Raw genomic sequence first — 13,357 nt, 5'->3', positions numbered from 1 at the left:
TATGCATTGTTAACTTTTTATACTTAATTAATTGCATTCAAACATGGCAAAAACGGTAAATCAGTAATACCCGGATCGTATCCTAGCTGGCTAAGAAGAGTAGTTAATTGTCCTCGGTGGTGAGTTTGATGATTAAACATATGCGTCACCAAAACCCAAGCAGGTAAAATTCGCGTTTTTCCATCTACACCGCTGGTGTATTTGAATGGTTGGTTTAACCACTCAGCAGAAAGGCTTTTTGACCATTCTATAATTTGTCGATCGGTAAGTTCTCGTTGTTGGCGAAGTTCATTAAAGTCTATATATAATTCCTGTCCAATTTTAGCTGTAAAAGGTTTTTCGATGAAGCGTCCCATCCAAGCGCGATCGCCAAAAAGCAGATGATTTAAAGTTCCGTGTATCGACTTGAAAAATGCACCTAAATCTTCTCTTCTTTTTTCGTCAGGAATTTCTGCACAGATAGCATAAAGCTTTTGATTCATCCAAAAGTTGTACTCTGCCATCGTTTCGTAGTAAGTGCGATCGCGCATGATTTACCGAGCGTGTACAATTAAGTTTGATTTTATCTAAAAAATCAGCATTTATATAAGTTTGCTCTTTAGCTGATGAAGAAAAGGCTTATGACGTACCGAATTGTTTCACAACTAACTGAAAATCAAATTTCGGAACTGCTGGATTTGTACAAAAACGAATTCTGGAGTAATCAACGTACACTTGAAGACGTAGTGCGGATGCTTGCAGCATCAGACATCATTATCGGGTTAGTTGATGAAAATGAAAACTTAATTGGTTTTACTCGCGTTCTTACTGACTTTGTTTATCGAGCAATTATTTTCGATGTGATTATTAAACCGACTCATCGAAACATGAAACTTGGCTCGAAGTTGATGGATGCAGTTATCAATCATCCTCAGTTAAAATCAATAGAGTGGATTGCTCTTTGCTGTTTACCAGAAATGATTCCATATTATCAGCGTTGGGGCTTTACATCTGAATTAGTTAAAATGCAGTTGATGTTTAGAATAAATCAAAACAATGATAATTAACCCAGAAAATGTACCCAGTCGCACAACTTCAATTTATCCTGATGAATTTAAGCCTTTGATGGTAGGAAGAGTCAAACAAGCGTTAGGTAATGCGGCTGGCTTGAAAAACTTTGGTGTAAATTTAGTTACACTTGCGCCAGGAAGCTGTTCTGCGTTGAGACATTGGCATACGCGACAAGATGAGTTTATTTATGTGATAGAGGGTGAAATCACGTTAATTACCAACGAGGGAGAACAAATATTAAAACGGGGTATGATGGCAGGTTTCCCCGCTGGTGAGGAAAATGGACACCATCTGGTGAATAAATCGGAGGGGATGGTAGTTTATTTAGAAATTGGCGATAGAACTCCAGGCGATCGCGGAAACTATCCAGATGATGACATCATCGCGAAATCCACTCCTGATGGTTGGATGTTTACACGCAAAGATGGTACTTTGTATGATTAATTTTGCATAAATATTGTGGGCGATACTCCTACGGAGTCACCTTGTGAACGCATGGAAAACATCTACAACTTTCTCAAAATATCCGATACAATTGCCACTTCCGGACAACCGACTTCTGAACAGTTTTCGGCAATAAAGAAGGCAGGATATCAAGTTATTGTCAATTTAGCATTACCAGAATCTCCTAACGCTTTGAAAGATGAAAAGCAAATTGTCGAAAGTCAAAATATGCAATATATCCACATTCCCGTTGTTTGGGAAAACCCAACAATCGAGAATGTGACAGAGTTTTTTAGCGTCATGGAAGCGAACAACGACAAACAAGTTTTTGTGCATTGCGCTGCAAATATGCGAGTTTCAGCATTCATGTATCTTTATCGCCACCTTTGTCAAGGTATTAGTGATAATGATGCCAAAAAGGACTTGCAGAAAATTTGGATTCCTAATGAAATATGGCAAAATTTTATTGAACAAGTAATATCAATTAAAAAATAATTAGTAGTAAGCGCTTCAGCGCTTGCCTTTCAGTAAAATCGCTATAATACACGAAATAAAGCGATACAAGGTTGCGGCAAATGCTCAAGCGGCTTTGGCGGTGGCTCAAAAAATCTTTAGTGCGCTTATTTAATAGCAAGTCTCCATCTCCACCGTTGGGGAAACACACGCCCGTAGAACCACGAAAACAGCCGACAGATGCAGAGTATGAATCGTTGTTTCTCGAACTTTTGGCTGGGGTGAATGACGGCTGGAGTCGGCGACGGGTAAGAGGCTTTTTGGATGCAAACAAAATCGCTCAGGCTGGTTTGGTGGAGTGGTTGCGGGGTTTTGGTGAAAGATTGTTAGTGTCAAATGCACTGAATGCGGAGTTAGCAGCGCGGATGGTGCAGTTGGGTGAGTTGGATGTTGGGGATGTGGGAGAGGTGGCGCGTGATATTGGGATGCGGTTGTTGAGGGGGGGAGAAACGAACCGCAGAGGCGCAGAGGACGCGGAGGAGGGAGAGGAGGGAGAGGTAAAAGCATTGTTCAAACGAGGCTTTGAGCAACTTATGGCTGGTGATTTTGCAGGTGCGATCGCATCATATGACAAAGCTATAGAAATCAAACCTGACGACGACTCAGCTTGGTTAATCCGGGGCGTGGCGCTGGATGACTTAGGGCGACATAGTGATGCGATCGCATCATATGACAAAGCACTCTTAATCAAACCTGATAATGACTTAGCTTGGTATAACCGGGGTAATGCGCTGTTTAACTTACGGCGATATGAAGAAGCGATCGCATCCTACGACAAAGCGATAGAAATTAAACCTGATGATGACTTAGCTTGGTGCTATCGGGGTGTGGCGCTGTATGACTTAGGGCGATATGAAGAAGCGATCGCATCCTACGAGAAAGCTATAGAAATTAAACCTGACTACGACTCAGCTTGGATTAACCGGGGTGTTACGCTGGGTGACTTAGGACGATTTGAAGAGGCGATCGCATCATTCGACAAAGCTATAGAAATTAAACCTGACTACGACTCAGCTTGGAATAACCGGGGTGCTGTGCTATGCGATCACTTGCAACGGTATGAAGATGCGATCGCATCGTTCGACAAAGCCATAAAAATTGAACCTGACTTCTACGAAGCTTGGTTAAACCGGGGCATTGCGGCAGAAAAATCAGTTAGTTATAATCAGCTACCGAGTTTGTTAATTGGCATAGTACAGACAAATCCAAGCCTCAATCAGCGCGGCTATGAGGGAGAATTAGCAAGCTATGAGGAAGGTTTGAAGTATTGCCAGCAAGACACGCACCCAGAAGGTTGGGGTAAGTTGCATCAATATATAGGTAATGCTCACTACTTCCGAGGGCTAGGAGATTCTTACCCCCGCGTTTATTGGTACAAAGCTGTTAGAAGCTACAATCAGGCGCTGAAAACTCTTACAGAAGCAGATTTTCCCCAGTTGCATCTAGAGGTTTTGCGAGACTTGATTCGTGTTCTGTTGAATTTGGGAGAAACCGCCAAAGCGGAAGAACTTCAGCGACGCGGTACAGATTTGTTACGCCGCTTGCTGAGTGAAGCAAATCGTTCTAATGAAAGTAAAAAACAACTAACTTTCAAGTTTGCAGGCTTTCAACAGTTGACTGTTGATTTAGCGGTGCAGTCTGGGAATCTGGTGCAAGCAGTTGAATTAGCAGAACAGGGTAAAAATGCTTGTTTAAGTTGGCTTTTGTCTGCGTGGAGTGATGAAATTTCCTCCCCCAGCGACTCAGATATGCAACAGTTGCTCAATTCTACAACTGCTGTTGTTTACTGGCATATTAGCCCTTACGCCCTACACACTTTCATCCTCAAACACAACGCACCATCACCCATCATCTTAGGAGAAACCCAGTTTCTCAGCCAAACGCAACGCTTGCGCGAGTTTGAAGACTGGGTGAAAGAGTGGAATGAACAATATGCCGATTATCGCAAAGGCAAAGATAAGCAGGGCGAAGAAGAAAGAACATGGCGCGACAACTTGCCCGAAATGCTTCGCCAATTGGGTGATATTCTTGATATCTCCGCTATTTTGACGGCAATTAACAACCAATCAATCCAAAATCTCATCCTAGTTCCTCACCGCGACTTACACCGCTTTCCTCTCCATGCGCTGTTTCTTGATCGCTTCACCATCACCTATCTACCCAGCGCTCAAATTGGCATAACCTTACAGCAGACACACAAAGATGACACGGGGATACAAAGACAAGGAGACAAGAAGAATTTCCCCACTCCCAACTCCCCATTCCCCACTCCCCTTCTTAGCATCGAACATCCCAACAGCAAAGGTTATCCCTCGCTGCAATTTGCCCAAATTGAATCGGAAGCGATAAACCGGATGTTCTTCAAACCCACTCGCTTTTCCTCTAACCAAGCGACAAAAGAAGCACTAATAACTGCTTTGCCGGAAAAACACAGTATTTTTCACTTTACAGGACATGGGGAATACAATTTTCACAATCCGGCTTTATCTCACTTGGCTTTAGCGGGTGAAGATAAACTGACTCTTACCGATATTTGCAACTTTGATTTGAGAAGTTACAAACTCGTTAGTCTTGCAGCTTGCGAAAGCGCGATCGCAGGTAATCATACCATCACCACCGAATATGTCGGGCTTGTCAGTGGCTTTATGAGTTGCGGTGTGGCGCATGTCGTCAGTACGCTGTGGACTGTAGAATCAGCCGCCAGCGCTTTGGTGATGATTCAATTTTACCACCTGCTGCAACAAGAAAAATCAGAGATTGTAGCTTTGGCTAAAGCTACTCAATGGTTGCGAAATGTCACAAACGCCAAACTTGCAGAATGGTATGCAGCTCAAATCGCCCAACTTCCGGAAGATGAAGGCATAGTTTACCGTTTTTTGTCACGCCATTTAAACAATATTAAGAATACAACCGAACCAAATAATAAACCTTATAATCACCCTTATTTCTGGGCAGCTTTTACAATTACTGGGAATTTATCATGCAACCTTTAGAAGCCTCGGAACTCAAAGCTTTTCTTTTGGCACTTTACCAGCTTGACGCACCTTTGCCAGATGATGTGCAAGCGCAGGTAAATAATATTAACATTCCGGCGGATATTGACAAACTGTATGATATTGCGATGAATTATCCGCCGCTTGCAACTTACTACGAACAAATTCACGAATCTTTAAACGCAAATAGCAAAATCCGGAGTCGAGGACCATTACCAGCTAAAATTAATCATGCTGCGGAACAGCAAAGCACAGAAATCAACAATATTCTTGTTGCCATTGACGAACAACTCGAAGACGAAAAGTTAACTGAAATCTCTAAACCCATTTTCAAAGCTGCTGACTCTGTAAGTAAAGCGAAAGATATTTGGGCAATAATTATTCGTTCTTTACAAATGCCTATGCCATGAATCAACAGTATAATCTCATTTATCCAACTGTTGATTTATTCGTCTACGATTTGCAACAAGGGTTAGGACAAACAGACGAGCAAATTAACCAAAATCGTCATCACTTTTGGCGAAAAATCAAACCAGAATTAAATAAAGATTACCAACAACTTAATTCTCAAGAACAGGATTTTCTCAAAAAACTCGCTTCTCTGGAAAAAGCTGAAGCCGATTATGTCGAGTTATTCGTACCAGAAAAACTTGAAAAATTTGACTCAGACTTAGAAGGCTACTACCGCGCACTGCAACTGAGTGATACCTATGCCTTACAAATCGATTGCTCTGTTATTAATGATAATAACGCCAAACCTATCAGCCGTTTGCAAGATATTAAAAAAAATATAGAATCCCGCATACATCAGCAAGGAAAACTCGGTAAAACTTGGTTTGTTTGGGGACAGTTGTCAGAAATTTATAACGATAAAGAAATTAAAGCGATCGCTCAACAATGCTATCTGCAAATAAACCCCAATTCTCAAAGTAAAATCAACTTGAAAAACCAGGGTACTTTTTTAGGTGCAACAGCATTTGAAATGTGGGAACAGCCTAATGATTGGGTTGATGAAAAAAGCTTTCAAGATAGCTTTCATATATTAATATGTTTATTTCCACCACAGCGATCGCTTGACGATATTACCAAAAGCATCGCCAATGTATATTTCGATTTAAACCGTCTATTTTGCTACCGCCATAAAATTATTTGGGCTTACCACCAAAGCCGCAAATTGAAAAGCAAACTTAAGAAAGATTTTCACGCAGTCCAACAAATAGTAAAAAAAATCAGTGAATTAGGACAACAAATAAACGCAGGTAAACTCAATCTTCAAGAATTACAAAAAACCCTAACTGACACATTGACAATTTTATCGCACTATGCAATAGATTTAAATTACCTTGATGACCAAGGACGCACAATAAAAGTAAATCTGAACAATTACAAAAAGCGATTAGAGAAAATTTCCAGAGAAAATAGCAACAATCAGCAACAATTTATGCAAGAATTTAGCGAATTTAGCGGTGAAAAATATCTCCAACAAGTAGAGACAGATTATATTAACCTAAGTCCAGGCTTGACCCTGCTGCAAAACTTAATTAGTACAATTCAAGGTACGATTGACATATACCAAGCAAAAAGCGATCGCCACCTAGAAGAATTCATCGGCATCGCAGGTGTGGGACTAGCAACCAGCCAAATAGGATCTGCCGTCATCCTAGCCGAAATACCCAAAGATAAAAACCCTCTAGCTTACCAAACCGAAATCTTTATCTTGAGTTTAGGCATAGGGTTCATTTTTGCCGTGGTAACGTATATATTGCTTCGCATCTTTCGTCGCTAAATTCCTCTCTTACTCTGCGCCCTCTGCGCCTCTGCGGTTCGATATTATAATTATGTCAATTCAACGCACAATTCAAAGTATATATACTGATGGCGCTTGCACCGGCAACCCAGGTCCTGGTGGTTGGGGTGTAGTCGTCTATTTTACCGATGGCTCAATTTATGAAATGGGCGATCGCTCTCCGCATACCACCAATAATAAAATGGAAATGCAAGCAGCGATCGCCGCTCTCAAATTCCTAGAAGAATCTGGACAAAAAGAACCCGTCCCCCTTTATACCGACAGCGAATATTTAATCAACTGCGTTACCAAGTGGGTGAAAAGCTGGAAAAAGAAAGGCTGGAAAAAAGCCGATGGGAACCCCGTCCAAAATCAAGACCTTTTGGAACAATTGGATCAACTCAACAGTCGCAAAGTAAAATGGGAACACGTCCGGGGTCACTCTGGTAACATAGGTAACGAACGGTGCGATGTAATTGCTCGTGCCTACGCCAGTGGTAAAACCCCATCCCTCAAACAACTGGCTTACACTCATGCTCACCAATCCTTAACGCAAACAAGCGAGATAAATGTAGCAAAAGTATCTGATTGTGATACAAACTCGACAATAATTAACAAAAGAAAACAAGAAATCAGTATTGCAACAGATACAACAATTATGGAGCCATCTACATCGACAACAATCGAAGAAAAACCACCAGAGATGAGGGTGGCGCATCTCCGCAACTTAGTTGAAACTCTGCACATCGCTGACGAAATAGCCACAAAAGGCTACTTAATCACCAGTTCCGAACTAGCAGATTTAATGGATGTTCACGCCAGCGCTGTCACCAGTCGAGGAGACCAATGGCGTTGGCGCAACTGGATCGTTTCACGAGTACGACGAGAAGGTAATCAAATTCTCTGGGAATTGGAAAGAGGCGATCGCGTGGAAAGTGAAGATGAGGGGGGGATGGGGTGATGAGGGAGAGGGGGAGAGGGGAGAGGGGGGATGGGGAGAAAGAATTGTCCCCTTGTCCCCTTGTCCCCTTGTCCCCTTTTCTCTTCACTCAGCATTGTACTTCCTTCCCCGCCACTCGCGGGGAGTGCGAAATGCAGATAAGAAAATTCGCAACACTGCTATGGGATCGGCTAAAGGAGAAAGCCAGAATAACCAGCCACCATTAGCACGAGTGCGATCGTAAGAAGGTGCGATCGCCAACAACAAAGCAAAGCGAATCACCAGCAGAAATACATTCAAACCCAGTAGGACCACGGGGGGAGTAGGGGAGTGGGAGAGGGGGAAAGATGGGGAAAGAAAGAGGTAACTGAGGACGACAAAAATAGGTAAACCCTGAACTGCAAAAAGTAGCCATAAATCCCCCCACAACTGAGCGCGGGAAGATGCATCTTTCAAATCAAGACTTCGCCCCCATTCCTTCCACGTCTCCAGCGCTCCCTCATACATCCGCACCTTTAGCACCTTCGCACCATCCAGAAAGCCCACCTTAAAGCCTTGAGCGGCGATATTACGAGCTAAAGTAACATCATCACAAAAAGAACCTCCAGCACTGCTATAGCCATCCACAGCCGCTAAAACTCGGCGACGACACAAAAAGCATTGTCCATTCGCCATCACCCGTTCTGGCTGCTTGGTATTCACACCAGCCGGATCAAATCGGTAAAGCAAAGTCATCAATAAAGCCGGCTGTAACCAGCATTCCCCTGGATATTTCAGGATGAACTGAGGCGACAGCGAAACCAAGTCATATTTTTCAGCTTCTGCTGTCTTCACCAAACCAGCAATCAAACCGGGATCGGGCTGAGTATCAGCATCCATCCCTAAAAACCACTCACTCGCCTCTGAACTATGCAAAAAGCCATTATGCAACGCCCAAGGACGCCCCACCCAACCAGGAGGTAAAGGATCATCCGTCATCAGGCGAAAACGAGGGTCTTGCTGCTGTGCCAATTTTACCAAGTCGGGAGTGCCATCTTGGGACTTACTGTCTACAACAATAATTTCCCGAAGTTCGTAGCTTTGCCGGCTTAAACATTCCAACAAAGGGCTAATGCGAAGAGCTTCATTTAAGGTGGGGACGACAACGCTGACACTACCTAAAAGCTCTGGTGTCGGTTGTTGGGGTTTAATAGGAGGATGGCGTCCGGGTCCTTTGAGCAGACGCGAGAGCAAAATCGCTGTTGCCGGTACTTGGATAAGTAGCAAAAATAGCGTTAAATAATTCAAAATTGGGGAATGGGTAATGGGGAATGGGGAGTGGGGAATGGGGAGTGGGGAATGGGGAATGGGGAGGAGTTAAGAGTTAGGAGTTAGGAGTTAGGAGTTATTCTGCTTGTCCCCTTGTCTCCCTTGTCCACGGACACGTTCCTTACTCCTCCACCCCCGCACGGAAGTGTCCTCCCCTTGTCTCCCTTGTCTCCCCACACCACGCTTCCCCCACACCACGCTTCCCCCACTCCCCTTGTTTCTACTTCAAAGCAACTTTGACTGGAGCGACTTGCATTTCTGTGTTTGCTTCAACAGCTGTTTGCGAGGATGTATTTGCAGTTCTCCACCATAGAGACACAGCTGGAACTACACCACCGAAGAAGCCGAGCAAAACTGGAATCGCAAACCCAGATCCTAAGCTGAGTCCAGCGGCGAAGACAAAATTGCTGATATAAACGATTAAAGGAACGTTGAGTTGCGATCGCTCTAATTTTATCGACGCATTTCTCCACAATAGTGCTGTTACAGTCATAAATAAAGCACTTGTACCAAACCAACCTGCATAGTTTTGGTAAGGTGTCCCAAAGAAAGCTCCTGGTTTTTCCCAATACCAAAACGGAAAAGCGGTTTGACTCATACCTGGCTCTAAAGCGAAGTCCCAGCAGGTGAATAACAAAGCACCCACCGCTATAGCAGCAATGTGACGCACTATACTTGGTTTTTCGGCTACTTGCAAACCGGCTCTGGCGATTAAGTACGCCGAAAGACCAACATAAAACCAGGATATAGGAATTGTAAACGGTACTAACCCGGCAATTTTATAGCCCAACCCACTTAAGTAGCTATAATCACCAAATGGAAATCCTGTGCTAGTTCCCAGCAGTTCACTTCCTACAGAGATAAACACTGATGGCAGCATGAATGCTAACCAATTTCGCAATCCCAAAACTCTATAAGCGAAAATACTGACAGCTACCGTACCTAATATAATATCAACTACACCGCCGTTAGCCATACTCGACTGCATCGCAGTCTCTCCAACAGTGCCTAAATTCAAAATTACTTCGGCATTAGGTATGACCAGTAGTATACCAAGCAGTCCAAAAACCTTGGATAAAATATGACCGATGAGGCATACGCGCTCAACAATAACAAGTTGTCTCATGATAATTCCCTAACAAGACGTGACACGCGGCTACTTCGCTGCTAACAGTTTACAAATGTTTAAGAACATATTTAACTAATTTGAGGGCTAATTGTCTGTAAACTTGTTTGTTTTTCTTTGGCAGAGCATACGATCCTATTGATTGAAGGGAAAATACACAAGATGTTAAACATATAGTTTAAATCATTCAAGTAAAAATTTATCAACAAAGAATTCAATCTTTCTAAAGTCAGAATTCAGGAGTTTTAAACCCCACCTCAAGACAGATAAATCCGTTTAGACATCGACTACGCCGTTCGATCGCAGCTAATGTTTCATTCATAAAATGAGCCAATTGTCAAGTAGCCCAAAAGCTTTGCTTGCAGCAGAGCAGATAGTTGTGGAATAATGAGTTGATATGGTATTGGGAAATCAACCGATGTCAATGTATGAAAAGTTTTCTTTGGGTTTCCCTGACGTTAGTGGTTCTTGCCTACGGTAGCTTGGGCTGGTTGATATCGCAAGCACATTCACCTTGGTATGTTTGGTTGACAGTAGTCACAGCTATCTTGTTTTTGCTATCAGCCTTGACAACTCCCTGGTTGAAGATTGCAGATTATTCTATTATTTTCTTTAGATCGGATACTAGAACTTTCGCCTTTTCGGTTTTAGCTGCTTTCTTGTTCTTTGTGATGATCGCTTGGTTTAAAGTATTTCTTGATACCTTGTTAATCATCTGCGCGAACATATTATTAAGAATAGACCTTCAAGGGTCGGGTTTGGGAGAACGGCAAACTTTTTTTCTGACGAGTATCTTTTCTTTAGCAGGTTTAGCCTTGGGTGCGATCGTGCAGACGGCATTTTCACATCATTTAACTATCCGTTTTCTTTGAAAATTGAAAATTGGGAATTGGGAATTGGTAATTGGGAATTGGGAATTGGTAATTGGGAATTGGGAATAGTGATGTGCGTTTTACCCATTACCGATTACCGATTACCCATTACCCATTACCCATTACCCAATTTATTAACTTTTGAAGCTTAAATTACAAAATAAGTTTTATTATCTATGCCTTATAATACAATGTTTCAGTTGATAAACATGGAAGATAAGCGTGCACATTAGATACAAATTGGCTTGATTAGTTTCTGCTTTTTGTTATGAAAATATTATCGTAAAAAAGTCTGCTGAAAAAGAGCAATATTTGCTACTTTTGCAATTACATAATTTATGCTTTTTATTACAACTTTAAAAAAAATTTACATGCAAAATAAAAAGAGAGAAAAATACTGATATTTGCGTTCGGAGACGAATAATGGTAGCGATCGCCGAAAATGCTCAAAAACGGCTAACTATACAAACTGTAGAAATTGCCCCGAATACAACAGCGATTCGTTCTCTTGATTGGGACCGCGATCGCTTCGACATCGAATTCGGTTTGCAAAACGGTACAACTTACAACTCATATCTAATTCGCGGTCAGCAAACCGCATTAGTTGATACTTCCCACCGGAAGTTTGAAAAGCTGTATTTAGACACGCTCAAAGGTTTAATCAACCCCAAGGCAATTGATTATATCATAATCAGCCACACAGAGCCAGACCACAGCGGCTTGGTGGAAGAAGTTTTGCAATTAGCGCCCAGAGCAACCGTTTTAGGTTCAAAAATTGCCCTACAATTTCTTGAAGGCTTGGTACACGATCCTTTTTCCAAGCGAATTGTTAAAAGTGGCGATCGCGTTGACTTAGGCAACGGACACGTCATAGAATTCGTGAGTGCGCCTAACTTGCACTGGCCCGATACAATATTCAGCTACGATCGCAAAACCCAAACTCTCTTCACCTGTGATGCTTTTGGGATGCACTTTTGCGACGAGCGTACCTTTGACGAAGATTTAGAAGCAATAGAAGCTGACTTTCGATTTTACTACGATTGCTTGATGGGTCCCAACGCCCGCTCTTTGCTGAATGCAATGAAGAGAATGAGCGAACTAGGAAAAATCAACATCATCGCCAACGGTCACGGACCCTTACTCCACCACAACCTTGATTTTCTCACAGAACGCTACCAAAGCTGGAGCCAAATCCAAGCAGAAGCGCAAACAACCGTAGCTTTATTTTACGTCTCAGACTACGGCTATAGCGATCGCCTCGCCATGTCGATTAATGAAGGAGTCCAAAAAACTGGGGTAGCCGTCGAAATGATGGACTTATCCAGTGCGGAAATCCAAGAAATTCAAGAACTGGCAGGTAGAGCATCTGGTATAATTATCGGAATGCCGCCAACCGCAGCCGTTGCAGCTCAAGCGGCGATTAATTCGCTTTTAGTTGTCGCCAACAACAAGCAAAAAGTCGGACTCTTTGAATCTTACGGTGGGGATGACGAACCAATTGACACCCTCCGGAGAAAATTCATCGATTTGAGTGTCAAAGAAGCCTTTCCCGCAATTCGGATTAAAGGTGAACCCACCGCAGCTACTTACCAATTGTGTGAAGAAGCCGGTACAGATTTGGGACAATTGTTGATGCGGGAACGCAACATCAAGCAGATTAAATCTCTTGATGTCAACATGGAAAAAGCGCTGGGACGCATTAGCAGCGGATTGTATATTCTCACCGCCAAAAAAGGTGATGTCAGCAGTGCAATGTTGGCATCTTGGGTAGCACAAGCGAGTTTGCAACCATTAGGATTTACAATCGCCGTTGCCAAAGATAGAGCAATGGAATCATTATTGCAAATAGGCGATCGCTTCGTCCTCAATGCCTTAGAAGAAGGAAATTATCAAGACCTGAAAAAGCACTTCCTCAAGCGTCTACCTCCTGGTGCCGATCGCTTTGCCGGCGTGAAAACCCAAAGCGCGAAAAACGGTTCCCCCATTCTCACCGATGCTTTAGCATACATGGAATGTGAAGTTGTCAGCAGCATGGAATGCAGCGACCACTGGATTCTTTACTGCACCGTCGAAAACGGTCGCGTTTCCAAACCCGAAGGACTCACCGCAGTTCGCCACCGCAAAGTAGGTAATTACTACTAGGAACTAGGGACTGGGGACTGGGGGACTGGGGAGACAAGGGGACAAGGAGACAAGGAGACAAGGAGACAAGGGGGACAAGGGGGACAAGGGAGACAAGAAGACAAGGAGACAAGGAGAAATTTATTCCCCCATCCCCCCATCTCCCCATCCCCCCATCTCCCCATCCCCCCATCTCCCCCTCCC

General features: G+C 43.1%; 14 protein-coding genes. 10 read left to right on the top strand and 4 right to left on the bottom strand.

What is annotated here, in order from left to right; genetic code table 11:
• Window positions 1-23: 23 nt before the first annotated feature.
• Entirely contained in the window at window positions 24-530 is a 507-nt protein-coding gene (locus PI95_RS02535; protein ID WP_039738860.1) for a DinB family protein, read from the bottom strand.
• 90 nt (window positions 531-620) lie between these two features.
• On the opposite strand from PI95_RS02535, the gene PI95_RS02530 reads away from it, so the two are divergent.
• From PI95_RS02530 to rnhA, 7 genes are all read left to right on the top strand, one after another.
• Window positions 621-1,046, top strand: coding sequence for a GNAT family N-acetyltransferase (locus PI95_RS02530; RefSeq protein WP_039740374.1), 426 nt, complete (start codon window positions 621-623; stop codon window positions 1,044-1,046).
• Window positions 1,036-1,494, top strand: a complete 459-nt coding sequence (locus PI95_RS02525; protein WP_039738858.1) for a cupin domain-containing protein — start codon at window positions 1,036-1,038, stop codon at window positions 1,492-1,494. Before PI95_RS02530 ends, PI95_RS02525 begins: the two co-directional genes overlap by 11 nt.
• Window positions 1,495-1,545: 51 nt before the next feature.
• Window positions 1,546-1,989, top strand: a complete 444-nt coding sequence (locus tag PI95_RS02520) for a protein tyrosine phosphatase family protein (RefSeq protein ID WP_039738857.1) — start codon at window positions 1,546-1,548, stop codon at window positions 1,987-1,989.
• 80 nt (window positions 1,990-2,069) lie between these two features.
• A complete protein-coding gene (locus PI95_RS02515) occupies window positions 2,070-5,000 on the top strand; it encodes a tetratricopeptide repeat protein (protein WP_039740370.1) in 2,931 nt (976 codons plus the stop codon).
• Window positions 4,988-5,410, top strand: coding sequence for a hypothetical protein (locus PI95_RS02510; protein ID WP_052324743.1), 423 nt, complete (start codon window positions 4,988-4,990; stop codon window positions 5,408-5,410). The genes PI95_RS02515 and PI95_RS02510 overlap by 13 nt, the downstream gene beginning before the upstream one ends.
• Entirely contained in the window at window positions 5,407-6,786 is a 1,380-nt protein-coding gene (locus PI95_RS02505; protein WP_039738855.1) for a hypothetical protein, read from the top strand. Before PI95_RS02510 ends, PI95_RS02505 begins: the two co-directional genes overlap by 4 nt.
• Window positions 6,787-6,838: 52 nt before the next feature.
• A complete protein-coding gene (rnhA, locus tag PI95_RS02500) occupies window positions 6,839-7,747 on the top strand; it encodes a ribonuclease HI (protein WP_039738854.1) in 909 nt (302 codons plus the stop codon).
• Between the two features lie 84 nt (window positions 7,748-7,831).
• Here rnhA and cruG read toward each other — a convergent pair whose 3' ends face one another.
• The 3 genes from cruG to cruF form a co-directional block, all read right to left on the bottom strand.
• A complete protein-coding gene (gene cruG, locus PI95_RS02495; RefSeq protein WP_373695669.1) occupies window positions 7,832-9,016 on the bottom strand; it encodes a 2'-O-glycosyltransferase CruG in 1,185 nt (394 codons plus the stop codon).
• A gap of 87 nt (window positions 9,017-9,103) precedes the next feature.
• Window positions 9,104-9,232, bottom strand: a complete 129-nt coding sequence (locus PI95_RS36635; RefSeq protein WP_268896634.1) for a hypothetical protein — start codon at window positions 9,230-9,232, stop codon at window positions 9,104-9,106.
• Between the two features lie 22 nt (window positions 9,233-9,254).
• Entirely contained in the window at window positions 9,255-10,160 is a 906-nt protein-coding gene (cruF, locus tag PI95_RS02490) for a gamma-carotene 1'-hydroxylase CruF (protein WP_039738850.1), read from the bottom strand.
• Window positions 10,161-10,588: 428 nt separating this feature from the next.
• On the opposite strand from cruF, the gene PI95_RS02485 reads away from it, so the two are divergent.
• From PI95_RS02485 to PI95_RS02475, 3 genes are all read left to right on the top strand, one after another.
• Window positions 10,589-11,032, top strand: a complete 444-nt coding sequence (locus PI95_RS02485) for a hypothetical protein (protein ID WP_039738849.1) — start codon at window positions 10,589-10,591, stop codon at window positions 11,030-11,032.
• Complete coding sequence (locus PI95_RS02480; RefSeq protein WP_163518529.1) at window positions 11,029-11,184, top strand: alpha/beta hydrolase; 156 nt, start codon at window positions 11,029-11,031, stop codon at window positions 11,182-11,184. The genes PI95_RS02485 and PI95_RS02480 overlap by 4 nt, the downstream gene beginning before the upstream one ends.
• A 271-nt stretch (window positions 11,185-11,455) precedes the next feature.
• Window positions 11,456-13,174 (top strand): diflavin flavoprotein, encoded by a 1,719-nt coding sequence (locus PI95_RS02475; RefSeq protein WP_039738847.1) that lies wholly within the window; start codon window positions 11,456-11,458, stop codon window positions 13,172-13,174.
• Window positions 13,175-13,357 lie beyond the last annotated feature (183 nt).

The organism is Hassallia byssoidea VB512170 (assembly GCF_000817785.2).
Lineage (GTDB): Bacteria > Cyanobacteriota > Cyanobacteriia > Cyanobacteriales > Nostocaceae > Hassallia > Hassallia carrinoi.
This window is presented reverse-complemented; position numbering and strand designations above follow the sequence as displayed.

Excerpts from the sequence above, each read along its gene's own strand:
- PI95_RS02535 (WP_039738860.1), bottom strand. The coding sequence starts at position 530 with ATGCGCGATCGCACTTACTACGAAACGATGGCAGAGTACAACTTTTGG.
- PI95_RS02530 (WP_039740374.1), top strand. The coding sequence starts at position 621 with ATGACGTACCGAATTGTTTCACAACTAACTGAAAATCAAATTTCGGAA.
- PI95_RS02525 (WP_039738858.1), top strand. The coding sequence starts at position 1,036 with ATGATAATTAACCCAGAAAATGTACCCAGTCGCACAACTTCAATTTAT.
- PI95_RS02520 (WP_039738857.1), top strand. The coding sequence starts at position 1,546 with ATGGAAAACATCTACAACTTTCTCAAAATATCCGATACAATTGCCACT.
- PI95_RS02515 (WP_039740370.1), top strand. The coding sequence starts at position 2,070 with ATGCTCAAGCGGCTTTGGCGGTGGCTCAAAAAATCTTTAGTGCGCTTA.
- PI95_RS02510 (WP_052324743.1), top strand. The coding sequence starts at position 4,988 with ATGCAACCTTTAGAAGCCTCGGAACTCAAAGCTTTTCTTTTGGCACTT.
- PI95_RS02505 (WP_039738855.1), top strand. The coding sequence starts at position 5,407 with ATGAATCAACAGTATAATCTCATTTATCCAACTGTTGATTTATTCGTC.
- rnhA (WP_039738854.1), top strand. The coding sequence starts at position 6,839 with ATGTCAATTCAACGCACAATTCAAAGTATATATACTGATGGCGCTTGC.
- cruF (WP_039738850.1), bottom strand. The coding sequence starts at position 10,160 with ATGAGACAACTTGTTATTGTTGAGCGCGTATGCCTCATCGGTCATATT.
- PI95_RS02485 (WP_039738849.1), top strand. The coding sequence starts at position 10,589 with ATGAAAAGTTTTCTTTGGGTTTCCCTGACGTTAGTGGTTCTTGCCTAC.
- PI95_RS02475 (WP_039738847.1), top strand. The coding sequence starts at position 11,456 with ATGGTAGCGATCGCCGAAAATGCTCAAAAACGGCTAACTATACAAACT.